The sequence below is a fragment of the Nocardiopsis sp. KDC1DS13DA1 genome (assembly GCF_055632325.1).
Map to the genome: position 1 here is coordinate 123,676 of NZ_JBVMUY010000030.1, position 26,883 is coordinate 150,558.

General features: G+C 72.6%; 18 protein-coding genes and 1 riboswitch. Of the genes, 14 read left to right on the plus strand and 4 right to left on the minus strand.

From position 1 onward, the window contains the following. Positions 1–70 precede the first annotated feature (70 nt). The 5 genes from ACTVAJ_RS19950 to ACTVAJ_RS19970 all read left to right on the plus strand — a co-directional run bounded on the left by ACTVAJ_RS19950 (position 71) and on the right by ACTVAJ_RS19970 (position 6,421). Complete coding sequence (locus ACTVAJ_RS19950; RefSeq protein ID WP_470389713.1) at positions 71–925, plus strand: class I SAM-dependent methyltransferase; 855 nt, start codon at positions 71–73, stop codon at positions 923–925. Between the two features lie 100 nt (positions 926–1,025). Further along, the gene (locus ACTVAJ_RS19955) at positions 1,026–2,798 is read left to right on the plus strand and encodes a P-loop domain-containing protein (RefSeq protein WP_470389714.1); all 1,773 of its coding nucleotides are present in this window, start codon (positions 1,026–1,028) and stop codon (positions 2,796–2,798) included. 265 nt (positions 2,799–3,063) lie between these two features. Continuing rightward, positions 3,064–3,960: a YwqG family protein gene (locus ACTVAJ_RS19960; RefSeq protein WP_470389715.1), complete on the plus strand. Its 897-nt coding sequence runs from the start codon at positions 3,064–3,066 to the stop codon at positions 3,958–3,960. Positions 3,961–4,349: 389 nt separating this feature from the next. Then, positions 4,350–5,276, plus strand: a complete 927-nt coding sequence (locus ACTVAJ_RS19965; protein WP_470389716.1) for a proteasome assembly chaperone family protein — start codon at positions 4,350–4,352, stop codon at positions 5,274–5,276. Beyond that, a complete protein-coding gene (locus ACTVAJ_RS19970) occupies positions 5,273–6,421 on the plus strand; it encodes a quinone-dependent dihydroorotate dehydrogenase (RefSeq protein ID WP_470389717.1) in 1,149 nt (382 codons plus the stop codon). Before ACTVAJ_RS19965 ends, ACTVAJ_RS19970 begins: the two co-directional genes overlap by 4 nt. A gap of 40 nt (positions 6,422–6,461) precedes the next feature. Here ACTVAJ_RS19970 and ACTVAJ_RS19975 read toward each other — a convergent pair whose 3' ends face one another. Next, positions 6,462–8,033, minus strand: coding sequence for a polysaccharide deacetylase family protein (locus tag ACTVAJ_RS19975; protein WP_470389718.1), 1,572 nt, complete (start codon positions 8,031–8,033; stop codon positions 6,462–6,464). A gap of 124 nt (positions 8,034–8,157) precedes the next feature. Beyond that, complete coding sequence (locus ACTVAJ_RS19980) at positions 8,158–9,681, minus strand: polysaccharide deacetylase family protein (RefSeq protein WP_470389719.1); 1,524 nt, start codon at positions 9,679–9,681, stop codon at positions 8,158–8,160. 286 nt (positions 9,682–9,967) lie between these two features. Then, a riboswitch (cobalamin riboswitch) is annotated at positions 9,968–10,179 on the plus strand. Positions 10,180–10,324: 145 nt separating this feature from the next. On the opposite strand from ACTVAJ_RS19980, the gene metE reads away from it, so the two are divergent. Then, complete coding sequence (gene metE / locus ACTVAJ_RS19985) at positions 10,325–12,607, plus strand: 5-methyltetrahydropteroyltriglutamate--homocysteine S-methyltransferase (protein ID WP_470389720.1); 2,283 nt, start codon at positions 10,325–10,327, stop codon at positions 12,605–12,607. A 204-nt stretch (positions 12,608–12,811) separates the two neighbouring features. On the opposite strand, the gene ACTVAJ_RS19990 is transcribed toward metE, so the two are convergent. Continuing rightward, positions 12,812–13,819 carry a DUF3558 domain-containing protein gene (locus ACTVAJ_RS19990; RefSeq protein WP_470389721.1) on the minus strand — a complete coding sequence of 336 codons (1,008 nt, stop codon included), beginning with the start codon at positions 13,817–13,819 and terminating at the stop codon, positions 12,812–12,814. Positions 13,820–14,521: 702 nt separating this feature from the next. After that, on the minus strand, positions 14,522–15,604 hold the full coding sequence (locus ACTVAJ_RS19995; protein WP_470389722.1) for a coiled-coil domain-containing protein: 1,083 nt from the start codon (positions 15,602–15,604) through the stop codon (positions 14,522–14,524). A gap of 453 nt (positions 15,605–16,057) precedes the next feature. Between ACTVAJ_RS19995 and ACTVAJ_RS20000 the strand changes: the two genes are divergently transcribed. From ACTVAJ_RS20000 to ACTVAJ_RS20035, 8 genes are all read left to right on the plus strand, one after another. Next, the gene (locus ACTVAJ_RS20000) at positions 16,058–17,014 is read left to right on the plus strand and encodes a methionine ABC transporter ATP-binding protein (protein WP_470389793.1); all 957 of its coding nucleotides are present in this window, start codon (positions 16,058–16,060) and stop codon (positions 17,012–17,014) included. 86 nt (positions 17,015–17,100) lie between these two features. Beyond that, the gene (locus ACTVAJ_RS20005) at positions 17,101–17,742 is read left to right on the plus strand and encodes a methionine ABC transporter permease (RefSeq protein ID WP_470389794.1); all 642 of its coding nucleotides are present in this window, start codon (positions 17,101–17,103) and stop codon (positions 17,740–17,742) included. An 82-nt stretch (positions 17,743–17,824) separates the two neighbouring features. Beyond that, complete coding sequence (locus tag ACTVAJ_RS20010; protein WP_470389723.1) at positions 17,825–18,691, plus strand: MetQ/NlpA family ABC transporter substrate-binding protein; 867 nt, start codon at positions 17,825–17,827, stop codon at positions 18,689–18,691. Positions 18,692–18,859: 168 nt separating this feature from the next. Further along, on the plus strand, positions 18,860–20,257 hold the full coding sequence (locus ACTVAJ_RS20015; protein WP_470389724.1) for a GH1 family beta-glucosidase: 1,398 nt from the start codon (positions 18,860–18,862) through the stop codon (positions 20,255–20,257). Between the two features lie 99 nt (positions 20,258–20,356). Continuing rightward, on the plus strand, positions 20,357–21,391 hold the full coding sequence (locus ACTVAJ_RS20020; protein ID WP_470389725.1) for a LacI family DNA-binding transcriptional regulator: 1,035 nt from the start codon (positions 20,357–20,359) through the stop codon (positions 21,389–21,391). 142 nt (positions 21,392–21,533) lie between these two features. After that, a complete protein-coding gene (locus ACTVAJ_RS20025; RefSeq protein WP_470389726.1) occupies positions 21,534–21,758 on the plus strand; it encodes a hypothetical protein in 225 nt (74 codons plus the stop codon). Between the two features lie 125 nt (positions 21,759–21,883). Beyond that, positions 21,884–22,561: a hypothetical protein gene (locus tag ACTVAJ_RS20030; protein WP_470389727.1), complete on the plus strand. Its 678-nt coding sequence runs from the start codon at positions 21,884–21,886 to the stop codon at positions 22,559–22,561. Positions 22,562–23,462: 901 nt separating this feature from the next. Then, complete coding sequence (locus ACTVAJ_RS20035) at positions 23,463–26,828, plus strand: sensor histidine kinase (protein ID WP_470389728.1); 3,366 nt, start codon at positions 23,463–23,465, stop codon at positions 26,826–26,828. The last annotated feature ends 55 nt before the right edge of the window (positions 26,829–26,883 follow it).

A 26,883-nucleotide genomic window follows, 5' to 3' on the forward strand; every position in this document is an offset into this window, starting at 1 on the left:
CGTGTCGCCGGCGCGACCCGGGCCCACCGGTCCTACCGTGGTGGGACCTGCGGCCGACGGAGGGCGGGCGATGGCGGACGAGGAGATCCACGATCCTGAGGCCGCGTGGCGGGGCTGGCGCCTGACGGGCTCCACGGCCCGCTCCTACGAGCGTTTCCTCGTTCCGGTGCTCTTCGAACCCTGGGGACGGGAGCTCGTCCGCCTGGCCGATCCGGACGAGAACACCCGGATCCTCGACATGGCCTGCGGCACCGGTGTCCTGGCCAGGATCGTGACCGAGCGGCTGAGCCCCCGCACGCCCGTCATCGGGATCGACGTGAACCCGGACATGATCGAGGTCGCCCGGGCGGTCGCCCCCCGGCGCGCCGAACCGATCACCTTCCTCGTCGGCGACGCCTGCGCGCTCGACCTGCCGGACGCCTCCTTCGACACGGTGCTGTGCCAACAGGCCCTCCAGTTCTTCGCCGACCCCGGCGCCGCCCTCTCCGAGGCGCGGCGCGTACTCGTGCCGGGCGGACGCCTGGTGCTGAGCGTGCTGCGCCCACCCCGGCACAACACGGCCTACCGCCACCTCGCCGACGCGCTGGGCCGCCACGTCGGACCCGGGGCCGGGGCCGTGATGCGCGCGCCCTTCCCGGAGCTGGACGTCGACGACCTGCGCGCTCTGGTGCGGGGGGCGGGGTTCGGCGACGTCCGCGTCCTGATCTGCGTGACGAGCGCCCGCTACCCCTCCGTGCGGGACCTGGTCTGGTCCGAGGTGGTCAGCTCGCCCCTGGCGGCCCGGGTGGGCGAGGACCGCGCCGCCGCCCTCGACGCCGTCGTCGAGGAGACCGGTCGGCTGCTCGCCGACCACGTCGACGACGACGGCGTCGTCCTTCCCGTGGAGACCCATCTGGTCACCGCCGCACGGCCGGGCGCGGGCTGAGCCCGGTGCTCCCCGAGGCCGTCCACAGGGCTTCTCCAGCGGTACGCGATCCGTCCTACCCTGGCTTGGAGCAGTGCCACGACACCGGGGGGAGAACACGATGGCGGAACGGTACGGGAGCGGCGGCCAGGGGCGCCGACAGGGCGGCGGGGGAGGCCGCGGACCCGGACGCGGGGGCGGTGGCCGCAGGCCCGAGCCCGAACCGATCCGCGGTACGCGCGACGACGCCAGGCTCTCGTCCGAGCTGCTGCGTATGGACGGTGACTCCTACGGCCGCTACAAGTCCCTCAAGGGCGACTGGGACTTCGGTGACTTCACCCTCACCGTGCAGCACGCCCAGTCCGACCCGTTCGCACCGCCCTCGCGGGTGCGCGTGCTCGTCCACGACGCCGGCATCCCCAAGAGCGCCTGGGCCGACCCCGTACGGCGCCGCGCCACCGCCGACTACCTCGGCCGCCGCGCCCGCCGTCTGCTCAGGGGGTCGCTGCTCAGGGTCGACACCGGAGGCCAGGAGGTCATCGAACGCTCCTCCTGCCAGGTCACCGAGGGCGGCGGTATCGACCTGCGGATCGGTATCGACCTGCCCGGCCGCGGCCGCCGCATCGACGGACGCACGGCCGAGCGCGAGCTGTGCGCCACCCTGCCCGACCTCGTCGACGACCTCGACTGGGAGGAGGTCGACGCCGCCGAGGCCGAGGCCTTCGCCGACAGTGTCGCCGACACCGTCGCACTCCGCTCCCAGCTGGAGGAGCGGGGCCTGGTGGCCTTCGTCGCCGACGGCGCGATCCTGCCCCGGCGCAGCGGCGTCAGCGACGAGCCCATGGCCGGCGGCGCCGTGCCCTTCGACTCACCGGGGTCCCTGCGCGTGAGCGTCGACCTCCCGCACCGGGGCACCGTCACCGGTATGGGGGTGCCCGAGGGCATCACCCTCATCGTCGGCGGCGGCTTCCACGGCAAGTCGACCCTGCTGCACGCCCTGGAACGCGGCGTGTACGACCACATCCCCGGTGACGGGCGTGAACTGGTCGTGAGCAGGGCCGACGCGGTCAAGATCCGTGCCGAGGAGGGCCGCCGCGTCGAGCGCACCGACGTCAGCCCCTTCGTGCGCGGGCTGCCCACCGGCGCCGACACCGGGGACTTTTGCACCGAGAACGCCTCCGGTTCCACCTCCCAGGCGGCCAACATCTGCGAGGCGGTCGAGGCCGGGTCACGCACCCTGCTCGTGGACGAGGACTCCACCGCCACCAACCTGATGATCCGCGACGAGCGCATGCAGGCCCTCGTCCACGGCGACCGCGAACCCCTCGTCCCGTTCATCGACCTCGTCCGCCCCCTGCACCGGGAGCACCGCGTCTCGACCGTCCTGGTCATGGGCGGCAGCGGCGACTACTTCGACGTCGCCGACCAGGTCGTCATGCTCGACGCCTACCACCCCCACGACGTCACCGAGCGCGCCCGCGCCCTGGCCCGCGAGCGCGCCGACGCCGACTTCACCCCGCCCCGCCACCGGATCGTCGACCCCGCCTCGGTGGACCCCACCACCGCGCGGGGCCGGAGCAAGATCAAGCGCCGCGACATGGACGTCCTGGTCTTCGGGGACCACGACATCGACGTGCGCTCCGTCGAGCAGTTCGTCGACCCCGGACAGATCACCGGTGCCGGGCTCGCCCTGCGCGAACTCGTGCGCGGCCGCCACCTGGACGGCGCCCACACCCTCGCTGAGGCCCTGGACTCCCTGGAACGGGCTCTGACCAGGGACGGTGTCACCCGGCTCGGCGGTGACTTCGGCGGTGACTACGCCCTGCCGCGGCGGTACGAGATCGCTGCGGTGCTCAACCGCCTGCGCGCCCTGCGCGTCGCGGAGCTGCGCTGATCGGGGAAGGCCTCGTCGGGCGGTCGACTCGGGGCCGATTCCGCCGGGGTGCTTCACGTGGGTACCGCGCCGCGGGCGTCGGTCGACGGTCCGGAGTCGCCTGCGCGCTCAGCCCGGGAATCCGGTGGAAGAGCCGCTCCCCGCCTTCGGGAGCGATCCACGCGGGCAGCCCGTGCGCGGTGGACCCTTCCGGGGTGGCTGCCCGGTGCCGGCCGTACGTGGATCGGTACGCCGAGAGTCGGAGGCTGCTGGCAGTATCACCGTCATGGACTCCACCCGTACCACCCCACCGCGGCCGCTCGACGTCGCCGCGGTCTTCCCCGAACTGGGTCCGTTGGCGCGCCCTGCGGTCCGGTTGCACCCCCGCCTCGGTTCTCCGACGCCGCGCGAGAGCTCGGTCGGCGGGCCGCTGCTGTGGCCCGCCGACCACCCGTGGCCGTACTGCGACATGTGGCACGAGGGTCCGGAGCGCTCCCCGCTGGTGCCCGTGGCCCAGCTGTACGCGCGCGACGTGCCCCTCCTGCGGTCGTTCGGGAAGGCTGATCTGCTCCAGGTGCTGTGGTGTACCTCCGAGCACGAGCCCGAGAGCAAGCCCTCGACCGCGCTGTTCTGGTGGACCGCCGCCGACGTCACCGACGTCCGCACGGCGCCGCCGCCCGAGCCGTCCTACGTGGAGTTCGACGGGCTCATTCCGCAACCGTGTGTGCTCGCGCCGGAGCACATCACCGAGTACCCCAACTTCCTCGATCTGAGCGAGGAACTGCGAGAGCAGCTGGCGGACCGGGGCGCGTGGCGGGCGGCCGGCGTCGCGGTGGACGACTGCTACGCGACCGCCCCGCAGTCGTTCTACACCGACCAGCTGTCCATGGCCCCGGGCTGGAAGGTCGGTGGCTGGCCCCCGTGGGGCCGCACCGATCCCGTCGCCCGGTTCTGCGTCCACTGCGGCGCCGCGATGCGCCCGCTGCTGACCATCGCCTCGAGCGAATGGGACGGCGGCACGGGGAGTTGGGTCCCGTACGAGGATCAGTCCTCCATCGGGCCCGTCTACGGCGGGAAGACGAACTCGCCCGGGGTCGTGGTCGGCAGCTGGGACCACCTGCAGATCTACGTCTGCCCGAATGCCCCGGACTGGGGTCACGGCCACACCGACCTGATCCAGTGAGCCGTTGCTGAGCGGTCCCCGGACTCCGGGCAGGTCATGACCCGGGTCCGCCACGTGCCACGGAAGCCGGGTTCCGTGGCACGGCCACCGCCCGGTGGTGCGGAGCGCGGTTTCCGGGAACGCCGCCCCGAACCGCGTGGCGCTCCGGGTACCTCGCCCCGGATCAGCCGCGGGCCGGTATGGCCGTCGTCACCCCGGCCGGAGAGAACGGCCACGGCCCACTTCCACAGGATGCGGGTCGGTATTGTGGAAAAGCGGGACAGACCCACCCACGCGGTGCGCGGGCAGGTCCGTCCCCGTGGGCCGCGCGGCACCGCGGCGGCCGAGGCCCAGGCCGCCGACCGGGCGCCGCCCCCTGCGATCCCGACCACTTTGGAGACGAGAACCCGGTGCGTGAACCCGCTGATCTGTACGAACTCCATCCCGGTTTCGACGACGTCGCCGGCCTGGCGATGCTCGTCTGTCTGGACGGCTTCGTCGACGCCGGTCACGCCGGGCGCCAGCTGGCCTCGGCGCTCTTCGACCGGTTCACCGCGGAGGAGATCGCGACCTTCGACACCGACCGGCTCGTGGACTACCGGTCCCGCCGCCCGACGATGACCTTCGTCGAGAGCGCCTGGACCGACTACGCCGCCCCCAAACTGGCCCTCTACCGGATGCACGACGAGGAGGGCGCCCCCTTCCTGGTCCTGCACGGCCCCGAACCCGACCGTGAGTGGGAGCTGTTCGCCTCGGCGGTCGGCACCCTGATCGACCACTTCCGTGTCACGCTCTCCGTCAGCGCCAACGGCATCCCCATGGCCGTTCCGCACACCCGGCCGGTCACGGTCACCCCGCACTCCACCCGGCCCGAACTGGTCGGGGACCACACCCCGTGGATCGGCCGGGTCGAGGTCCCCGGCAGCGCCGTGTCGCTGCTGGAGTACCGCCTGGGCCAGGTCGGCCACGACTTCGTCGGCTACGCCGTCCACGTCCCCAGCTACCTCGCCCAGTCCGAGTACCCCCGCGCGGCCCTCGCCGCGGTGGACCACGTCTCCGGGGCGACCGGACTGGCCCTGCCCACGAGCGGGTTGGAGGACGTGGCCGGAAGCACCGACGTCGACATCGCCGAACAGGTGGCGGCCTCCGAGGACGTCCAGCGTGTCGTGGCCAACCTGGAACGGCAGTACGACGACATCATGTCCTCACGGGTCGACAGCGAGGAGCGGCCCACGCTCCCGCTCGCCGACGACGAGGGCGGACTGCCCACCGCCGACGAACTCGGCGCGGAACTCGAACGCTTCCTCGCAGAGCGCGAGGGCGACGGAAACGGATGACCGTGTTCTACCAAGTGCTCTTCAGCTCGGTCCTGCGTCACATGGACGCGGAGAAGGCCCACCAGCTGAGCTTCGCCGCGCTGCGCGGCGCGGCCGCCGTCCCCGGAGTCGCCGCGGCCATGGGCCGGGTCCTGGGCCCGCGCGAGCCCGAACTGACCGTGCACGCCCTGGGCCGGGAGTTCCCCGGCCCGCTGGGCATGGCCGCCGGGTTCGACAAGAACGCGGAGAGCCCGCACGGCCTGGCCGCGCTCGGCTTCGGGTTCGTCGAGATCGGCACGGTCACCGCCCAGCCCCAGCCCGGCAACCCGAAGCCGCGCCTGTTCCGCCTGGTCGGGGACCGCGCCATCGTCAACCGGATGGGCTTCAACAACGAGGGCTCGGCCCTGGTCGCCGAGCGCCTGCACCACCAGCGGTCCGCCGGACGTCCGGTCCTGGGCGTCAACATCGGCAAGACCAAGGTGACGCCGGAGGAGGACGCACCGGCCGACTACGCGACCAGCGCCCGTCGCCTGGCCCCGTACGCCGACTACATGGTGGTCAACGTCAGTTCGCCGAACACCCCGGGGCTGCGCAACCTCCAGGGCGTCGAACAGTTGCGTCCGCTGCTGGCGGCCGTGCGCGCGGCCCTGGTCGAGGCCGGGTACCCGCACCTGCCGCTGCTGGTGAAGATCGCCCCCGACCTCGCCGACGAGGACGTCGACGCGGTCGCCGACCTCGCCCTGGCCGAGGGGCTGGACGGCATCATCGCCACCAACACCACCATCTCCCGCGAGGGGCTCGCCGCCTCCGACGAGGAGGTCGCCGCGGCCGGTGCCGGCGGACTCTCCGGCGCCCCGCTCAAGGACCGCTCGCTGGAGGTGCTGCGCCGACTGCGGTCCCGCGTGGGCGACCGCGTCACCCTGGTGGCCGTCGGCGGCATCGAGACCGCCGAGGACGCCTGGGCGCGCATCCGCTCCGGTGCCACCCTGGTCCAGGGCTACACCGGCCTGATCTACGGCGGTCCGCTGTGGCCGCGCCGCGTCCACCGGGGCCTGGCCCGGCTCGTCCGCGAGGCCGGGTACGCCTCGGTCGGTGACGCCGTGGGAGCCGACGCCCCGCCACCGGGACTGTCCGTGGTGGGCGAGGACGTCGAAACCGCCTCCTGACCTCTCCGGGCGGCAAGTCCCCCGGTCCCTCCCGGGCGGCTCAGGACCCCGGGGCCTCGCCCCCCGTCCCGGGCACCCGGGCGCCGACCGGGTAGGACTCCCCGGGCTCCGGGTCGCCGATCACCTGCGTGACCGTCGCGAACACGAAACCGTCCGCGCGCAGCCGCTCGACGATCTCCGGGACCGCGGCCACGGTCGGCGGCAGGGTGTCGTGCAGCAGTACCACCGAGTCCCGCTCAGCCGGGCCCCGCCCCGCCGCCTCCACCACGTGGTCCGTGATCTCGTTCGGTGCGAGGCCCTGCCAGTCCTCGCTGTCCAGGTTCCACAGGACCTGGGCCATCCCCTGGTCGCCGATCTCGCCGAGGACCTCCGGCGAGCTGTCGCCGAAGGGCGGTCGGAACAGCCGCACCGTGTGTCCGGTGTGCCTGCTGACGATCGCGCTCACCGCCGCCACCTGCCCGGGCAGGTCGGCCACGGGCATGTCCGGCATGTGCTCGTGCTGGTCGTTGTGGCTGGCGATCTCGTGCCCCTCGGCGTAGGCGCGCCGGTAGTCGGCGGGACGGGTCAGCGCCGGGTCGGCGTTGAGGAAGAAGGTCGCCCTCACCCCCTCCTCCGCGAGCAGGTCGAGCAGCGGCGCGGTGGTCTCGGCCGGGCCGTCGTCGAAGGTCAGCGCGACACACCGGACCCCCTCCTCGTGGCAGTCGACGTCCTCGTCCCCGGCGGGGACCTCCCCGGGCACGGCGGGCCGGGGGTCGGGGGTCGGGCCCGCCTCGGGCACGGCGTAGTCCGGCTCCTCCCGCAGCGAGGCCGCGCGGGCGCGCTCGCCCAGGTCGGACAGGAGGGGCCCGGCCTCGGCGGAGTCGACCACCACGGCGACGCGGCCGGGGGAGGAGTCCGGCGGATGGCCCTCGCGGATCGGGGAGAGGTGCCCGTCGTCGAACTCCACGACCAGGTCGCCGTCGGCGTTGAAGCCGAGGGAGTCGTAGCTGGCCCGGATCGGGAAGAGGCTCCCGGTGTCGACGTCGGGGCGGTCGGCCAGGTCCGCGCGGACGATCCCGTTCAGCTCCGCGAGCGCCTCCTGCCCGGCGAGCAGCTCCGAGGAGTAGCGGGTCAGCCCGGTCGCGGAGTCGTACCAGTACGTCTCGTAGCCCTGCCGCAGCCCGTGCAGGTCCTCCTCGGTGCGGGTCAGGCGCACACCCAGTACGCCGTCACCGGCGGCGGTGACCTCCCAGCCGACGGTCAGGGACACCGGGTCCCGGCTGGCCCCCCGGAAGTCGAGCACCTCCCGGTCCACGAGTGCGGCGAGCCCGTCGGCGAACTCCGGGGCACCCTCGAACTCCGGGTAGGCGACGGTGATGTCCAGGCCCCCGGGGATGTGGGGATGGCCGCCGTAGTCGGCGGCGTCACCGGTCCACTCGGTGACCGTCCCCCCGGGTTCGTCCAGCACCATGGTGATCCGGTCGGCGGAATCCGCGTCCACGGTGGCCGTTCCGCACGCGGTGGCGGTCAGCGCCAGCGCGACGGCCGCGGCGCCGGACCGGCGCAGGCCGTCCCCCGCGGTGCCCGGAGGGTGGACGCTCTGCTGTTGACGCGCTCGGATCGACGGCTCCACCGGACTTCCTCACCCCTGCCGTACGGTTGGCGGCTGACGGGAGCAAGATAGGTGACCTGGACCACGCGCCCGGGGCGATGGCCACATGTGGCCATCGCCCCGGGCGCGTCCGGCGGCGGGAGCGTCAGTCCCCGACCGGCCCGTCCTGCTGTTCTCCGTCGGTCTCCCGGGCGTCGGTCCCGTCCTCGGGGGCCTCCTCCTCGGGGTGGCCGTCGTGGTAGGCCGATCCGGGGGTCGTGGTCCCGAGCAACTGGGAGACGGTCACCATCGTGTAACCCCGTGCGTCGAGTTCGCGGATGATGCCGTGGGAGGCGTCGACGGTGGTGTCGTGGATGTCGTGCATGAGGATGATCGCGCCGTCCGACGCCCCGCCCAGCGCGCGGCCGGAGACCACGGAGGCGTTCCGGTCCCTCCAGTCGTTGGTGTCCACGCTCCACAGGATCTGGGCGAGCCCCATGTCCTCGGTCACGGAGTCGACGCCCTCGTCGGTGGCGCCGTAGGGCGGGCGCATCAGGTCCATGGTGTAGCCGGTCTCGCGGTACACCTGGGCCTGGACCGTCTCCAGTTCGGCCCGGACCGCCCCCTGCCCCATCGCGGACAGGTCCGGGTGGTTCAGGGTGTGGTTGGCGATCTCGTGCCCCTCGGCGTAGGCGCGCCGCACCGTCCGGGGGTGCTCCAGGACCGGGACGCCGGTCACGAAGAAGGTGGCGCGGGCGTCGTACTCGGCCAGCGTGTCCAGCAGTTCGGGGGTGCGTCCGCCGGGGCCGTCGTCGTAGGTCAGGGCCACGCACCGGGTGTCGGGGTCGGAGCAGTCCACCGCGTCGTCGACGGGGGAGACCAGCCCCGGCCGCTCCCCGGTGGTCCCGTCCTTGTCCGCCTCGGGCGGGCCCGACACGGAGAAGGCCTCCACACCGACGGTCGCGGCGTCACGCGCTCGCACACCCAGGTCCGAGAGGAGCGGCTCGGCCTCCTCCCGGCCGACGACCACGTGCACGGGGCCCTCGTCGACGGCGGCGACCTGTCCGGTGTCGAACTCCACGACCAGGTCGCCGTCGGGGTTGAAGCCCACCGAGTCGTAGAGCGCCGCGACGGGGAGGACGGACGGACCGTCGACGGTGTCCGGGCTCCCCTCCCTGACCAGCGCGTTGAGCCGCTCCAGCTCGTCCTGTCCCGCGATCAGCTCGTTGGACCCGTGCGTCAGGCCGGTGTCGGCCTCGTACCAGTAGGTGCTGTGGCACTCACGGGAGCCCTCGGAGTCGGTTTCGGTGCTGGTCATGCGCACGCCGACCGTGTCGTCGTTGGCCGCGGTCAGGCCCCACTCCGCGGTGTAGGCCGCCGCACCGGGGTTGGCCGCCTCGAAGGCGGCCACGTCGGTGTCGAGGGTGCGGGAGAGGAAGTCGCTCAGCGGTTCGGCGTCGGGCAGGGCGGGATAGGTCACGTCCGCGGAGACGCCGCCGTCGTAGGGCAGCGTCTCCTCCGTCACGTCGACCACGTCGGCGGGATCGACCACCGTCAGCCGGTCGGGTTCTCCGGTCGCGGGAGGTGCGGTGCTCTCCTCCGACCCGTGCGCGGCGTTCTCCGCGGGGTCGGGGCCGGGCAGTACGCCGGATTGGGTGACGAGCAACACCAGCCCAGCCAGCACCGCCATCGCGACCGCAACCGTGACGAGGGGGCGTCGGGTTGCGAGGGTCCGTGGGGACTGCTTCTTCACCAGGGGTTCTCCACGTTCATCGTCAGACGAACGTTCGCGGGGACGGCGGGGGAGGGCCGACCCCACGTAACGCTTATGTCGGGTATGACGCGCGCCACGAGGCTGGGGTTCGCGGTGGGGGTGGCGCGCGGGAATGGGGTTCGCACGCCGGGTGCAGGGGCGCGAGGGGGGCCTCCCTATACTTGCAGGCGTGGAAGGTACGCGCTCCACTTCCGGGCCGGGTGTCACCGGTTCGGAGTGTGGTTCGCGTCGCGAGAGGGAACCCGGTGGGAATCCGGGACTGCCCCGCAGCGGTATGTGGGAACGACAGTCGCCAGAAGCACTGGTAATCCGGTCGGTTCGGTCGGAATCTGGGAAGCGGCGGCCAGTAGGTCGTCGGTGCGCGCACCGACGGTGCCCACGAGTCCGAAGACCTGCCTCCACCCGGCGGCGCACCCGTGCCGTCGGTGGTCCCGTGCCCCGAGGGAGGGCCGAGGGCGGTGACGGACGGGTACGCGCCCCGGGCGCGTACTCCGCGTAGCCGTACCCTCCTCATGCCCTCGTGGCCGGAACCTGGCTTTCGACGAGGGAGAGAAGCTTCATGACCACGCCACCGGCCGGGACGTCGGCTGTGCGCTCCACCGTGCACGGCTATCCGAGGATCGGCCCGCACCGTGAACTCAAGCGCGCCAGCGAGTCCTACTGGAAGGGCCGCACGAGCGCCCGGGAACTGGACGCCGTCGCCGCCGACCTGCGCGAGGGCGTCTACGCCCAACTGCGCGAGGCGGGCGTCGACGACCTGCCCTCCAACACGTTCTCCCACTACGACCACATGCTCGACACGGCGGTCCTCTTCGACCTGGTGCCCTCCAGGTTCGCCTCCCCGGCGGCCGCGGAGGACCGCGACGAGGAGATGCGCCGCTACTTCGCGCTCGCCCGGGGCGAGCAGGGCGCGCCGCCGCTGGAGATGACCAAGTGGTTCGACACCAACTACCACTACCTCGTCCCCGAACTCTCCCCGAGCACCCGTCCCCGCCTCGTCGGTGACAAGCCGGTCGCCGAGTTCCGCGAGGCCGCGGCGGCGGGCTACCACACCCGCCCGGTCCTGGTCGGGCCGCTGACCTTCCTCCTGCTGGCCAAGGCAGCCGACGACGCCCCCGAGGGGTGGGCGCCGATCGATCTGCTCGACCAGCTCCTGGACGCCTACGGCCGCCTCCTGGCCGACCTCAGGGCTGCCGGGGCCACCGAGGTGCAGCTGGACGAACCGATCCTGGCCACCGACGAGGGCCGCGCCGCCGTCGACCGTCTGGAGCGCGTCTACCAGCGTCTGGGCGGCCTCACCGACCGTCCCTCCCTGCTGGTCTCGACCTACTTCGGCTCCATCGGCGCCGCCGCGCTGCGCGTGCTCAAGGAGTCCCCGGTCGAGGCGGTGGGTCTGGACCTGGTGACCGACGCCGAGGGCGTCGACGACCTGGTCAGGGTCTCCGGCCTGGGTTCGACGCGCCTCGTCGCCGGTGTCGTCGGGGGCCGCAACGTCTGGCGGACCGACATCCCCTCCGCCGCGGCCACGCTCGGTACCCTGCTCGCCCTCGCCGACGAGCTGACCGTGAGCACCTCCTGCTCGCTGCTGCACGTGCCGATCGACCTGGACTCCGAGACCTCCCTCGACCCCGAGCTGCGCGCGGCCCTGGCCTTCGCCAAGCAGAAGGCCGAGGAGGTCGCGCTGCTGGGCCGCGTCCTGTCCGAGGGAACCGGTGCCGAGTACGCGGCCGAGGGGACGGACGGCGCCGACCCGGCCTTCACCGACGCCCGGGTGCGCGCCCGCCTCGACGCGCTCGGCCCGGAGGCCTCCGAGCGCCCGCAGGACCGGGGCTCCGCCACGGACACGCCGTTGACCACGACCACGATCGGTTCCTTCCCCCAGACCGCCGAGCTGCGGCGGGCGCGCGCCGCCCACCGCAGGGGCGATCTGGGAGAGGAGGACTACCACCGGATCCTCCGCGAGGAGATCGACCGTGTGATCGCGCTCCAGGAGGAGATCGGTCTGGACGTGCTCGTCCACGGTGAGCCCGAGCGCAACGACATGGTGCAGTACTTCGCCGAGCAGCTGCGGGGCTACGCCACCACGGAGAACGGGTGGGTGCAGTCCTACGGTTCGCGCTGTGTGCGTCCCCCGATCCTGTACGGGGACGTCTCGCGTCCCGAGCCGATGACGGTCGGGTGGATCACCTACGCCCAGTCACGCACCCGGAAACCGGTCAAGGGCATGCTGACCGGCCCGGTGACCATGCTCGCCTGGTCGTTCGTGCGCACCGACCAGCCGCTGGGCGACACCGCCCGACAGGTCGCACTCGCCCTGCGGGACGAGATCGCCGACCTGGAGCGTGCGGGCATCCGCCACATCCAGGTGGACGAGGCGGCGCTGCGGGAGCTGCTGCCGCTGCGTGAGGAGCTGCGGGGGGCCTACCTGGACTGGGCCGTGGGCTCGTTCCGACTGGCCACCTCCGGGGTCGCGCCGACCACGACCATCCACACGCACATGTGCTACTCCGAGTTCGGCCTGATCGTCGGTGGGATCGAGGCGCTCGACGCCGACGTCACCAGCGTCGAGGCGGCGCGTTCGCGGATGGAGCTGGTGGAGGACCTCGGCCGCCGCGGTTACAAGCGGGGGATCGGCCCGGGTGTGTACGACATCCACTCGCCGCGGGTGCCCTCCGTGGAGGAGATCGAGGAGTCGCTGCGCCTGGCGGTCGCGCACATCGACGCGGGCGGCCTGTGGGTCAACCCGGACTGCGGCCTGAAGACGCGCGGGTACGCCGAGACCGAACAGGCCCTGCGCAACATGGTCGAGGCGGCCGCGCGGGTGCGCGCCGACCTGCCCTAGCGCGCTTGTGAGGCCGCACGGGCAGTGAGGGGCGTACCGGGTTCTGCGGGAGGAGCCGAGCCGCCGGCGAGGAACGAGCCGGGCGGAAGCGAGGACGAAGAACCCGGTTCTCCACGCACCGAGCCCCGACGCGAGGTGACGAGCGCACAGAGGACAGGGGGCCGCGGCCGGTCGCCGCGGCCCCCTGCCGTGTCCGGGACGGGATCAGCTGCCCACGAGGGCGAGCGCCTCGGCGCCGACGTTGAGCATGATGTCCTCGGTGTTGTCCGGCAGCACCAGGTCCTCGGTGTCTCCCTCGGAGAGGAACGACGGGCTGACCTGGTACTCGATCCGGATGTTGAGGTTGGCGGAACGGATCAGCAGGACGGCCTGGGGAACCTCGTCACCCACGTAGTCGTAGCGGGTGACGACGTACTGCGCCTGGTCGCCGAGGTCGACCTCGCGGTTGTCCTCGACGCCGTCCGCGATGTAGAGCGAGTAGTCGGTCGCTCCGGTGACGTCCTCCACGGCCGAGCCGAAGTCCTCGGTGGCCTGCTCGACGGAGTCGGAGGCCGAGAACGGCACCGAGTAGGTCAGGCGCAGGGAGGCGTAGTCCTCGGAGTTGTTGCCCTCCGGGGCCTCGGCCAGCGTGCTGGAGCACCGGGAGGTGGCGTCCTGGACGGACTTCTCGCCCTCCTCGGTGAGCAGGAAGTCGGCGTGCACCTGCTCGGTGAAGGCCGCGCACGGCTCGGTGGGAACCCCGTAGGGCGGTTCACCGGCCGGCCCGGCGTTCGGGTCGGGGGCGGGCCCACCGGTCGGGTCGGTGCTCTCCCCGGCGGCCTCGGACGGATCGGTGTTCGGAGGGGGTGTGGGGGAGCCGTTGGTCATGACCGTGACCAGTACCGCGATCACCAGGACGACGATCACGACGCCGCCCACGATGACCACCCACAGGCCGGCCTTGCCGCCGCTCTTGGGGGGCTGGGGCGGAACGAAGCCCGGCCCACCCGGCCCACCCGGCCCACCGGGGCCGTAGGGCGGCTGGGCGCCCCCGTACATCGGCTGCTCGCCACCGGGGTAACCGGGGCCGAAGCCGGGCTGGCCACCGGTACCGGGGTCGCCGTAGGGCCCGCCCTGAGGAGGCTGGGGCTGGCCGTAGGGCGGCTGGGCCCCGTGTTCCCCGCCACCGTAGGGGTTCTGGGGTGGCTGGTTGTAAGGTCCGTTTTCGCTCATGGCTCCCCTCGCCCGGTGGTGTGCTGTGTCGGTGGCGCCCGAGAGCGCCGCTGGGTTCGCGGGTCCGCCGCGGTCCCGGGCCGCCGAAAGTGTGGGGCGGTGACCGTGGAACCGCGGGGGTGAGCCGCCCGATCGTGCCGACCCGTGGGCGAGGACGGATGGCGCGGAACGGAGGATCCCCGGTGTCGTGAGGAGGCCCCTGGTGCCGGGCCGTGCTCCGGGGTCGGATGTGGCACGGTCGTCCCCGCAGGCCAGGGCCGGGACGTGTTGCATCCTAGCTGCGGTGGGTACCCGGGTGGCAGGCGGGATACCGGACAGGTGGGTGAATCGTCACCGATTCGTGTCGCTCACGTGGGATCGGGCGTTCCCTGCGTGCGGGTGGCCGGTTCCGGCCACCGGAACGCGACGCGGTGTCGGGCGCCCCGGTCACCCGGGTCGCGCCACCCCCGCGGGCCCGCCAGGTGTGGGGCGAGGGTGTGCCGCTCCCGGCGCTCATGGAATCGCGCACCCGGGCCGTCGGCCCGCGGCCCCGTGGTGACGGTACCGGTCCCGCCCGCGTTCGGTGCATCCCGTCGCGCCGTTCCGGACGGGCCGGTGGATCCTCCTCCGGACGCCGGCGCGGCTCACGGCCCTCCGGCGGCCGTGCCGGATCCACGGCCGGGCGGGGGGCACACGTGGCACCCCGACCCGTTCCAGCACGCCTCAGAACATCGAGATGTGCACGTGGTCGAAGTGGTTCTCGGTCACACTGCCGCGGTCGGACATGGGGCGCCAGCCCTCGTTGCCGCGCCGGATGTCCCAGATCTCCTGGCGGTAGATGATGTACATGATCCCGAAGTCCTCGGCGTTCTCCTTCGCCCACTCGGCGATCTCGTACCCGCGCTGGACCTGGTTCTCCGAGGGCATCTGGCCGTTGCCGTCGACCATGAAGTCGCAGGCCCGGCCCTTGGGGTGTTCGCCGACCACCCACCCGCCGCTCGCTCGGTAACAGCCGTAGCCGCCGACGTCCCGCCCCTCGCCGAAGCGGGCGAGGACCTCTTCGCGCATCTGTCGCGTACGGGGGGTGATGTTGTCCGGCGGCTCCATCGGCTGGTTGGGGTGGTCGGCGATCATGCGCTGCACCTCGCGCCGGCGGTCCTCCAGTTCGTCCAGGTCCTCCTCGACCTGCTCCAACTCCTCCTGCGCGGTGGCCTGCGCGGCCTCGTCGCGCTCCAGCGCCTGCTCCAGCTGGCCGATCAGGTCCTCGTGGGTGGAGGACAGGTAGTCGATGAGCACCGCGCGGTCGATGATCTCCTCCGGGTCGGAGTCGACGAACAGCGACATCGAGGGGTCGATCCCGTTGGCGGTGTAGGTGGCCACGGCCAGCGACCGCACCTCCGACTGGGCGGCCTCCACCTCCTCGCGCGAGGTCTCGGCGCGGGCCTCGGCGTCCTCGGCCTCCTCCATGACCGCCTCCATGTCCCGCAGCTCACCCTGGAACTCCTCGGTGAGCGCCTCGGCGCGGGAGCGCAGGCTGTCCATGTCCTCCGGCTCGCGCGGCGCGACGGTCGCGCCCGCGCTCTGGGGCACGGCCACCAGGAGGGCGGTCAGGGCGACGCTCAGGGCGCCAGCCGCGGCGCGGGCGGGGCGGGCGACGGGGCCGGACCCGGCGGAGCGGGGCAGGAGGTCGGCCAGTACGTCGTGCCACGTCCACGCACGCGGGTCCGGCGCCCAGAAGTCGGTGAAGGGGTCGTCCCCGGACGCGCGGGAGGTGCCGTCCCCGCGGATCGGATCGTCGGGCTGCACGGTGTGATCGCTCCTCGGGCCCGCGCGTTCTCCGTGGCCGGGAGCGTCGGGCGCTGCTGCTCGTGTGTCCCGGAGCGGGTGTGGGGACCGCCCGGGCCGGGCCCTCGCACACGTGGAACAGCCGCGGCGAGAGTCACGGGATCGTCATGAGTGTAGGCCCGACCGTGCGGATCCGGAAAAGAAGGGGTCAAGCCACCACATCCCAAAATACGCGATGTGGTCAAAATAACCTGATGATGGACAAGGAATGCGCTGATCGGACCCACCCGCACGTGGTTGAGTTGGTCCGGAGACGGCTCCCGCGCGCTCCGGCGCGTCGCCTCCGCGCGACCCCGGGCCCTCCGTACGCTCGGACGCGGGCGTCGAAACCGCGCTGAGTCCGGCCCCGGGCGATCCCCGCGGGCGCCGAGACACCACCGCTGAGACGTCGATGGGAAGACCGTGATTGACGCAGTGGGCCTGCACAAGGCCTACCGGTTGAACAAACACCGGGTGAGAGCCCTCAACGGCGTCGACCTGCGTGTCGGGTCCGGGGAGATCTACGGGGTCGTCGGGCAGAGCGGCGCGGGAAAGAGCACCCTGCTGCGCTCGGTGAACCTCCTGGAGCGCCCCGACTCGGGAACGGTCGCGGTCGACGGCCAGGAGCTGACCTCGCTGCGCGGCGCCCGCCTGCGGGCCGCCCGCCGGGGGATCGGTATGGTCCACCAGCACTTCGCCCTGCTGTCCTCGCGCACGGTCGCGGGCAACGTCGGCTTCCCGCTGGAGGTCGCCGGTGTGGACCGCGCCCGCCGCCGTGCCCGTGTCGGGGAACTCCTGGAGCTGGTCGGACTGGGCGACAAGGCGCGGGCCTACCCCTCCCAGCTGTCAGGGGGGCAGAAGCAGCGCGTGGGCATCGCCCGCGCCCTGGCCTCGGCGCCCAAGGTCCTGCTCAGCGACGAGGCCACCTCGGCCCTGGACCCGGCCACCACCGAGTCGATCCTCGCCCTGCTCGGCCGCCTGCGCGACGAGCTGGGGCTGACCATCCTCCTGATCACCCACGAGATGGACGTGATCAAGCGGATCTGCGACTCCGCGGCCATCATGGAGGGCGGCGCGTTCCTCGAGTCCGGCCGGGTCCTCGACCTCATCGGGACGCCGGGCTCCCTCCTGGCGCGCTCCCTGTTCCCCATCCCCGCGGGCGGCGGTCCCGACACCGTGGTCGTCACCTACCCGCGCTCCTTCGACGAGCCGCTGATGTCCGAGCTGACCCGCCGCTTCGACGTCGACGCCAACATCCGCGGCGGCGGCGTCGAGCGGGTGGCGGGCCAGTCCGTGGGCCGCCTGAGCGTCGACGTGCGCGGTGCCCGCCGCGCCGAGGCGCTCACCTTCCTGTCCGAACACGGTCTGCTGGTCGAGGAGGCCGGAAAGTGATCGACTCCGCCCTGGCCCTCGCCCCGACGGCCGAACCGACGGGCGCGTGGGACGCCGTGGTCGCCTTCGTCCGGGACTGGCCCCAGATGTGGCCGAACCTGTGGCTGGCCACGATGGACACGCTCTACATGGTGTGGTGGGCGACCCTCTTCAGCGCCCTGTTCGGTCTGCCCCTGGGCGTGCTCCTCGTGGCGACCGACCGCGGCGGTCTGACCCCGGCCCCGGCGGTGCGCGCCGTACTCGGTGCCGTGGTCAACATCGGCCGCTCCGTGCCGTTCATCGTCCTCATGGTCGCGGTGCTCTCCCTCACCCGTTTCCTGGTCGGCACGAGCCTGGGGCCCACGGCCGCGGTCGTCCCCCTGACCATCGGCGCGATCCCCTTCTTCGCCCGCCTGGTGGAGACGGCCCTGCGCGAGGTGGACCGGGAGGTGGTCGAGGCCGCGCACGCCATGGGCACCCGCAAACTCACCATCGTGGGCAAGGTGCTGCTGCCCGAGGCCCTGCCGGGGCTGGTCGCCGGTCTGGTGATGACCGTGGTCACCCTCATCTCCTACTCCGCGATGGCCGGTGCGATCGGCGGAGGGGGCCTGGGCGACCTGGCCATCCGCGAGGGCTACCAGCGCTTCAACGACCACTACCTGTGGGCGACGGTCATCCTGCTCGTGGTCATCGTGCAGGCCTGCCAGAGCCTGGGCGACCTGGTGGTGCGCCGCCTCTCGCGGCGCTGACGGCCGGCCCCGTCCCCGAGCCCCCGACCCCCCCTCCTCCCCCCCGCAGAGGTGTCCACGTCCCGTGGGAAGGGAGACGGTGATGGTAGGGAGCACGAAGGCGCGTGCGGGCGCGGCCGCCGGGGTGGCGGTGGCGCTGCTCGCGGCCTGTGGGAGTCCCAGTGAACGCGCCGAGGAGGAGAGCGGGGGCACGGGCGAGGGGCTGACCACGCTGAGGGTCGGCGCGACGCCGGTGCCGCACGCCGAGATCCTGCAGTTCGTCGGCGAGGAACTGGCGGCCGACGCGGGGCTGTCCCTGGATGTGGTGGTCTTCACCGACTACAACCAGCCCAACGCGGCGCTGGCCGAGGGCGAGCTGGACGCCAACTACTACCAGACGCTGCCGTTCCTGGAGGAGTACCTGGCGGGCAACCCGGAGGTCGGCCTGAGCTACCTGTCGGACGTGCACCTGGAGGCGTTCGGGATCTACTCCCAGGAGGTCTCCGACCTGGCGGCCCTGCCGGCGGACGCGCGGATCGGGCTGCCCAACGACACCTCCAACATGGGCCGGGCGCTGGACCTGCTCGCGGCGGAGGACGTGATCGTCCTGGCCGACGACGCCGGTCCCACGCCGACGCTGGACGACGTGGAGGCGGGGGAGGGGGCGGCGGTCGAGCTGGTCCCGGTGGAGGCGGCACAGCTGCCCAGGTCGCTGCCGGATCTGGACGCCGCCGTGGTCAACGGCAACTACGCCCTGGAGGCCGACCTCCCGGAGACGGCGAACGTGCTCGCCTGGGAGCCCACCGAGGGCAACCCCTACGCCAACGGCCTGGTCGCGCGCACCGAGGACGCCGCCGACCCCGACCTGCTCCGCCTGGACGAGCTCCTGCACAGCGAGGAGGCCCGCGCGTTCATGGAGCGGCGGTGGGAGGGCGTGGTCATCCCGCTGGGGCCCGAGGAGACCGGCTGAGGGGGAGCGCCGGGCGGAGCGCTCCGCCCGGCGCGGTCGGGGACACCGGTGGGCGGCCGTAACGGTTGGGTCTCGCCGTACCTGCCGTTCGTTGACAGTCGAGCGGGCGTTCTGCTTCGGTTGTGGGAGCGCTCCCATACATCCCACCACGGAAGGTGCGTGCCCATCGTGACCGACCACGGACAGTTCCCCGAAGGCTTCCTGTGGGGGGCCGCCACCGCCTCGTTCCAGATCGAGGGTGCCACCACCGCCGACGGCCGCGGCGCCAGCATCTGGGACACCTTCTGCGCCACCCCGGGCAACGTCCTGGGCGGCGACACCGGTGAACCGGCCGTCGACCACTACCACCGCTACCCCGAGGACGTCGCCCTCATGCGCCGGCTCAACCTCGGCGCGTACCGCTTCTCCGTCGCCTGGCCGCGCGTCCTCCCCGAGGGCTCGGGACAGGTCAACCAGGCGGGACTCGACTTCTACGACCGCCTCGTGGACGCGCTGCTGGAGGCCGGGATCCAGCCGTGGGCCACCCTCTACCACTGGGACCTGCCCCAGCCGCTCCAGGACGCGGGCGGCTGGCCGAACCGCGACACGGCACTGCGCTTCGCCGACTACGCGCGGGTCGTCGCGGACGCGCTCGGCGACCGCGTCGAGCACTGGATGACGCTCAACGAACCCTGGTGCGCGTCCTTCCTCGGCCACCACATCGGCGAGCACGCCCCGGGCCAGCGCGACGCGGTCGCCGCGCTCACCGCCGCCCACCACCTGCTCCTGGGCCACGGCCTGGCGACCGAGGCCCTGCGCTCGACCGGCCACCGCGCACGGGTCGGCCTCGCCCACAACCAGGCGGTGATCCGGCCCCACGGCGCGACCGCCGAGGACGTGCGCGCCGCCCGCCGGGCCGACGGCGTGCGCAACCGGATCTTCACCGACCCCCTGTTCCGGGGCGCCTACCCCGCCGACGTGATCGCGGACCTGGCCGACATCACCGACTTCTCCTTCGTCGCCGACGCCGATCCCGCGGTCATCGCGGCCCCGCTCGACTTCCTCGGCGTCAACTACTACATGCCGGAGTGGGTCGCGGCCTCACCCAAGGGGCTGGACCCGGACGCCGTCGGCGGCCAGGGCGGTGCGTGGGTCGGGGCCACCCCCGACGAGGTGCACGTCTCCCAGGGCCTGCCGGTCACCCACATGGGATGGGAGGTCGACCCCAGCGGCCTGTACGACGTCCTGCGGCGGCTGGCCGCCGAGAGCGGCGGGATCGACCTGTACGTCACCGAGAACGGGTGCGCCTACGAGGACAGCGTCACCGACGACGGGCGGATCCACGACACCGACCGCGTCGACTACTACGAGGGGCATGTGCGCGCCGCCCTGGAGGCCGTACGCTCGGGCGTGCCCCTGCGCGGATACTTCGCCTGGTCCCTGCTGGATAATTTCGAGTGGGCGTGGGGATACTCCCGCAGGTTCGGACTCGTGCGCGTCGACTACGCCACCCAGGAACGCCTGGTCAAGGACAGCGGCCTGTGGTACGCGCGGCTGGCACGGGAGGGCCGCGTACCGACCCGGTGACACGGCCCGACCGGACCGTGCACCGCGTCCGCCGCCCCCGTGCGCGCTCAGTCGCGGCGGGGGCGGGTGCGACGAATCGATCCCAGAGGGAGCAGTGAAGTGGCCAGAAGCGGTGGCGGTCGGCGGCGTCCGACCCTGGAGATGGTGGCGGAGCGCGCCGGTGTCGGCCGCGGCACCGTCTCACGGGTGATCAACGGTTCGTCCCAGGTGAGCCCGCGCACCCGCGAGGCCGTGCACAACGCGATCGCGGACCTGGGCTACACCCCCAACCAGGCCGCCCGCACCCTGGTCACCCGGCGCACCGACACCGTCGCGCTGGTGGTCTCCGAGCACCGCGACCGGTTGTTCACCGACCCCTACTTCGCCGACGTCATCCGCGGGGTCAGCTCCGTCCTGCACGAGCGCGACCTCCAGCTCCTGCTCACCACCGCCCGGACCGAGGACGAGCACAAGAAGATCGGCGACTACCTCAGCGGCTCCCACGTGGACGGGGCGCTGCTGGTGTCCCTGCACCGCGACGATCCCCTGCCGCGCCGGTTGGAGGAGGCGGGCGTACCCGTGGTGCACGGCGGCCAGCCGCACGCCGCGGACCGGACCGGCGGCGTCTTCGTCGACGTGGACAACACGGGCGGTGCCCGCTCGGCGGTCCGGCACCTGTTCGACATCGGCAGACGCCGGATCGCCACCATCGCCGGCCCCCAGGACATGGCGGCGGGCGTGGACCGCCTGGCCGGATACCGCCAGGTGGTGGAGGAGACCGGGCTCGGCGTCGACGAACGGCTCGTGACCGCCGGGGACTTCAGCGTCGACGGGGGAGCGCGGGCGATGGAGCGCCTGCTGGAGAGGGGTGCGGGCATCGACGCGGTGTTCGCCGCCTCCGACCTGATGGCCGTGGGCGCCCTGCGCGTCCTGCGCGAGCGCGGCGTGCGCGTCCCCGAGGACGTGGCCGTGGTCGGCTTCGACGACACGCTCGTGGCCCAGCACTGCGAACCCCCGCTGACCACCGTGCGCCAGCCCACGGAGCGCATGGGCCAGGAGATGGCCCGGCTGCTGGTCGACGTCGTCATCCCCCGCACGGGCGGGGCAGAGTCGATCGTCCTGGACACCGAACTGGTGGTGCGCGACTCGGCCTGAGCCCTCCGAAACCATCGCCCACCGACCCCCCGCCCCCGCCCGGACCGGCTCTGACCCGCCCGTTCGTCGATATCACGGGTGGACGCGCGCACCGCCGCTGTGCGAGGCTGGTCGCGATTTCGCGGGGAGACGGTGGGAGCGCATGGACCCGACGCGGGAACCGACACACACCCGGTGCGCGATAACCTCATGCGGCTGGTGCGAGCGGAGCGGCGTCGACTGCCGCTTCTGCTCGGGGACGGGGTGGTGGCGGCCCGAACAACCGCACCGGGACGGCAACGGCGTCATCGTGTGGCGACGCGTGGAGGAGCCGTGCCGGGGCTGCGCGGGAACCGGCAAGGAGCACAGTCCGGTCGCCGCCGTGTAGTCCGGGCCCCGGCGGGGGCCCGACGGGACCGCGCCACAGGCGTCCGTCAAGGGTGGTGGAGGGCGGGCGGGCCCGGGGCGAAGGCCCCCGGAGACACGGCCCCGCCCCGATGAGGAGGATCGACGTTGGAGTGGGTGACCTACCTGTCCCCGAGCGGCGGTGCCGCGCGTCTGGGCGCCCTGGACGACGGTGACGTCCTCGGCTGCCCCGTGACCGACGACCTGGCCGCGCTGCTGGACGCCGGGGCGGAGGCGATGGCCCGCGCCCGCGCCCGCGCCGTGGACGACCCCGTGGAGATCATCTTCGAGCCAGAGGCCCGGATGTGCGCGCCGCTGGTTCCCGACGACCCCGTCCGGGTGCGCTTCGGCGACACCGGGACCGAGATCTCCCCGGACCTGGTCCGCGGCGTGGACGACGGTGTGGTGGCCGCCGCCCGGACGGCGCGCGTCGGCCTGGCCGCGATCTCGGGCGCGGAGGGGCCCGCGACGGCCTTCACCATGGCGTGCCTGTGGCTCGACGGGTCCGGGACGCCCCTCCAGTTGACCCTCGGCCCGAACCTGGTGAGCCGGGACGAGGTCATGGACGACGGGGCCGGGGTCGCACAGGAGTTCTCCGCCTTCGTCGACGACGAGTCCCGGGGCCGGGCGGCAGCCTGGCCGGAGGACGCCTGGTTCGCCTCCGTGCCCGGTCGGCTGCGCGCCCTGCTGTGCCTGGACACCGGTCCCCTGGAACCTGACGACGAGCTGAACGTGCAGACCGGCGCGCTGGGCGGGTTCGAGCTCCGGGTCGGCTCGCTGGTCTGACGCCGGCGGGGCCCGTGACCGCGGGGGCGGGTCGGCGCACCCGTGCGCGGGTGCCCGGTCGCCGCCACCGCCCGGCCCTGCGCGACCGGAACGGCCGACGCGTGGCCGGTGCCGTTCCCCTGGACCCGCCCGCCTCCTCCTTCCCTTCCGTCACAGCTTCACCGCCCCCCGAGCCATCGGGGAGAGGAGGGGGGAGAGGCGCCCCATGCGAGAACGGTGTTGACCGAAAAGGCGCGTCGGCCGACGTCGGGACGCTCGGTTCGGAGGCCGGTACCGAACGTGCATGATGCGGGACCCCCGTGGGAGCGTGTCGTCAGCTCCTTCTCGGACCTGCATATACGTCATGTCACGATGTCGTGTCGGGTCGGTCGTGATGGAGCAGTGAGGGCGTGTCCAAATAGTTACCCGGCCTGAATCGGGGTTTTCGGACAGCAGCGATGACCTGGGAAGTTGGTCAAAATGTCGACGGGCGAGGCAGGATGGGTCCGGATGCACGTGGATGATCCCGTCGAAGGCCATCAAACGGTCGAAGCGAGTCCTTCACGCCCATTGATACGCTATCCACCGCACGCGCACCTAAGGATCTTGTTAGGTGGGCGGCTCCTCCCCTCCCAGGCGAGTCCGGCGGACAGTCTTCACATCTTCCCCAAACTCCCACCGCTTCCTGATCCGGCGGGCCGCATGGTCTGATCCGATCCCATCCGAGGGCCTCTTCGGTCAGGAGTGGCCAGTCCCTGGGTTCAACAGCCGTTCGAGGCGGTGACACGAAAGGTTGCGAGGGTCCGTGTCGACACGAGCGACAGCAAGCGGGGCCAATGCGCAGAGCGAGGCAGCGCAGGCCGAACATGCCGATGCCGCGCCCCGGCGCAGAGCCGACTGGTGGCGGCCACGTAACTGGCGGGTGCGCTCCCGACTGGTGGCCCTCATCGTCATCCCCACAGCCGTGGCCCTCGCGCTCGGTGGTCTGAGGGTCTACGAGTCCACGGACACGACCATCACCCACGCGCACATCGAGGACCGCGCCAACGTCGGTATCGCCATCGTGGAGCTGGCCAACCAGCTGGGCCGGGAACGCTCGGCCAGCGCGGTCTACATCTCCGACGACCCCGACCCCACGCGCCGCTCCGACGGGCTGCGCCAGCGGCTGGAGGAGGAGCGGGACGCCTCCCGCGAGCTCCAGACCAGCCTCATGGCGGACCTCTCCGCGATGGGCGACATGGACGGCAGCCTCGCGCAGACCCGTCTTGAGACCATGCGCAGCCAGCTGGAGAGCCTGGACTCGCTGCGTACCGAGGTCGATGAGACCCGTGTGACCGTCCTGCCGGTGGTCACGAACTACCGCACGGTCTCCCGGTCGCTGCGCGAGTTCAACCAGACCATGGCCGACCAGAGCTCCGACACCGACCTCCGCGAGGCCGTGCGGGCCCTCACCGCCCTCTCCAGCGCGCGTGACCAGCTCTCCTACGAGACCGCGCTGATGAGCCACTCGCTCTCGCGCAACACGATGACCGGCGGTATCGCCGAGGCGATCGAGTCGAGCCGCGCGCGGTACGAGAACGAGATCTCCAACTTTGTCCAGGCCGCCTCGCCCGAGCAGCGCGCGGTCTTCGACGAGAACTTCACCGGCCTGGAGGTCAGCCAGGTCTCCACGATGCGTATGCGCGTGATGTACCGCGCGGAACGCAACGACCCCCTGACCGGTGTGACCTCCAACGACGGTCCCGAGGACTACCAGGAGATCGCCGACACCGCGCTCGACCTCCTCCAGACGGTCGAGACCGAGATCGCCAGCGCGATCGCGGAGGACGCCGACGAGCTGGGCAACGCGGCCCTGATGCGCACGATCACCGACCTGGTCGTCGTCGCGCTGGTGCTCCTCGCGGTGTTCGTCCTGACCTCGCTCGTGGTCCGCTCCCTGGTGCGCCCGCTGCGCACCCTGGAGGACGGCGCCCGCCGCATCGCCGACCGCGACCTGCCCGAGGCGATCAACCGGATGCAGGAGGCGGGCAGCGCCCCCGACGTCCGCGTCACGCCGATCGAGGTCGACACCCACGACGAGATCGGCGAGGTGGCCCGCGCCTTCGACGACGTCCACCGCGTGGCCCTGACACTGGCCTCCGACGAGGCCGCCCTGCGCAGCAACGTCAACGCGATGTTCGTCAACCTCTCCCGTCGAAGCCAGACCCTGGTGGAACGGCAGCTGCGCCTGATCGACGGTCTGGAGCAGTCCGAGCAGGACGCCGACCGACTCTCCGACCTGTTCCAGCTGGACCACCTGGCGACGCGTATGCGCCGCAACAACGAGAACCTGCTGGTTCTGTCCGGCCAGGACAACACCCGCAAGTGGGCCCAGCCGGTCCCGCTGGTCGACGTCCTGCGCGGCGCCGTCTCCGAGGTCGAGCAGTACGAGCGCGTCAACGTGCGCGCCCCCTCCCACATCTCGGTGCTCGGCCGTCCGGTCAACGACGTCATCCACCTGGTCGCCGAGCTGGTGGAGAACGCCACGTCGTTCTCCCCGCACGACACCGAGGTCCTGGTCAGCGCCAAGAGCCTGGCCGGCGGCGGCGTCCAGGTCGACGTCACCGACAGCGGTATCGGTATGGCCCCCGAGGACCTGGCGGCGATCAACGCCCGCCTGGCGGCCCCGCCCGTCATCGACGTCGCGGTCTCGCGCCGCATGGGCCTGTTCGTGGTCTCGCGCCTGGCCCACCGCCACGGCGTCCGGCTCAGTCTCGCGGAGGCGCACGGCGGCGGGACCACCGCCCGCATCATCTTCCCGGCGGACCTGCTGATCACCCCGGTCGAGGGCCAGCACGCCGTCGGCGGGGCCGAGTCCCGCCCCGAGCTGTCCGCGGGGGCGCCCAACACCTACGCCGAGGCCGAGGCGGCCTTCGCCTCCAGCCCCGCGCCCGCCGAGCCCGGCGACCCCTGGCAGACCCAGGAGTCCGGGTCCGATCTCAGCGCCCTGGGCCTGCCCAAGCGCCAGCCCGGCGGCAGCCGCGGCGACGAGCACCCGCCGAGCGGTCAGGACCTGTGGGACACCGGCCAGGGCACGAACGGTTCGGGCTCCGGCTCGCTGTTCGAGCCGACCAGGGGTGCCGGGACGACCGGGTCGAACGGTTCCGACCCGGGCGGTACCCAGCCGGTGGTCGACCCCTACGACGTCTCCGACGAGGAGGAGAACCGCCCGGGAGGCACCGGGCGCAGCCTCTTCGACCCCGCTCCCCGTTCCGGGGACGGCACCGGGTCGGTGTTCGGGGACGGTACCCCGGGCCGTTCGACGGACACCGGTTCGTTCGGCCGTCCGACGGACACCGGGGCCTTCAGCCGCCCCACGGACACCGGAGCGTTCTCCCGTCCGACGGACACCGGAGCGTTCTCCCGTCCGACGGACACCGGAGCGTTCAGCCGCCCCACGGACACCGGAGCGTTCAGCCGTCCGGCCGACACGGGCAGCCACGGCCGCCCCGACGACCACGTTCAGGACTTCTTCGGCAACTCCCCGGCCGCGGCGGACGGCCGCGCCGCCTCCGGTTGGGACACCACCGGTGGCCACGAGCGTCCCGCGGCGCCGTCGGGCGACGACACCGAGTCCTTCCCGGCGGTCTCCCCGGACTTGACCTCGCACACGCCGGAGCCCGAGCGCCCCGCCGCACCGTCGTCCAACGACACCGGGAACTGGCGTACGGGCGGATCGGACTCCCGCGAGGGGTACGGGTCGACCGCGTACCTGTCCCGCCGTTACGGGGGATCCCAGGGGCCGAACAACACCGTCGTGCCGCCGACCCCGGCGGGCGAGGGTTCCGACTCGCTGCCGATCTTCGACGCCATCGAGTCCAACTGGTTCAAGCGCCGCAGCGGCGGTCCGACGGTGGACTCCACCGAGACCGGCCCGATCCGGCAGGTCGACGCCGACCGGGCCGCCCCCTCCGAGCGGCCCGCCCGACCCGAGCGACCTGCCCGCTCCGACCAGTCTGACCAGGGCAAACAGGGTGCCGCTTCGGAGGGCGAGTGGCAGTCCGCCGCCGACCGCGGATGGAAGGCCGCCCGCACCGCCGCGGAGCCGCTCGCCGGGGGTCTGACCACCTCGGGCTTGCCAAAACGAGTTCCCAAGGCAAACCTTGTCCCGGGGACCGCTCCTCGACCGGAGAACTTCAAGCAGATGCCCACGCGTAGCGCGGACCGTGTCCGCAACCGCTTCACGGGATTCCAGAAGGGCGTCCGGGACGGGCGGAACCAGCTGGGTGAGGGCTCGACGGAGGGATGACCTCAGTGGAACGTGGCGGGACGGGGTCCCCCTTATTTGTGGAAGCCGGATGCAA

Excerpts from the sequence above, each read along its gene's own strand:
- ACTVAJ_RS19950 (WP_470389713.1), top strand. The coding sequence starts at position 71 with ATGGCGGACGAGGAGATCCACGATCCTGAGGCCGCGTGGCGGGGCTGG.
- ACTVAJ_RS19955 (WP_470389714.1), top strand. The coding sequence starts at position 1,026 with ATGGCGGAACGGTACGGGAGCGGCGGCCAGGGGCGCCGACAGGGCGGC.
- ACTVAJ_RS19960 (WP_470389715.1), top strand. The coding sequence starts at position 3,064 with ATGGACTCCACCCGTACCACCCCACCGCGGCCGCTCGACGTCGCCGCG.
- ACTVAJ_RS19970 (WP_470389717.1), top strand. The coding sequence starts at position 5,273 with ATGACCGTGTTCTACCAAGTGCTCTTCAGCTCGGTCCTGCGTCACATG.
- ACTVAJ_RS19980 (WP_470389719.1), bottom strand. The coding sequence starts at position 9,681 with ATGGCGGTGCTGGCTGGGCTGGTGTTGCTCGTCACCCAATCCGGCGTA.
- metE (WP_470389720.1), top strand. The coding sequence starts at position 10,325 with ATGACCACGCCACCGGCCGGGACGTCGGCTGTGCGCTCCACCGTGCAC.
- ACTVAJ_RS19990 (WP_470389721.1), bottom strand. The coding sequence starts at position 13,819 with ATGAGCGAAAACGGACCTTACAACCAGCCACCCCAGAACCCCTACGGT.
- ACTVAJ_RS20005 (WP_470389794.1), top strand. The coding sequence starts at position 17,101 with ATGTGGCCGAACCTGTGGCTGGCCACGATGGACACGCTCTACATGGTG.
- ACTVAJ_RS20010 (WP_470389723.1), top strand. The coding sequence starts at position 17,825 with ATGGTAGGGAGCACGAAGGCGCGTGCGGGCGCGGCCGCCGGGGTGGCG.
- ACTVAJ_RS20025 (WP_470389726.1), top strand. The coding sequence starts at position 21,534 with ATGGACCCGACGCGGGAACCGACACACACCCGGTGCGCGATAACCTCA.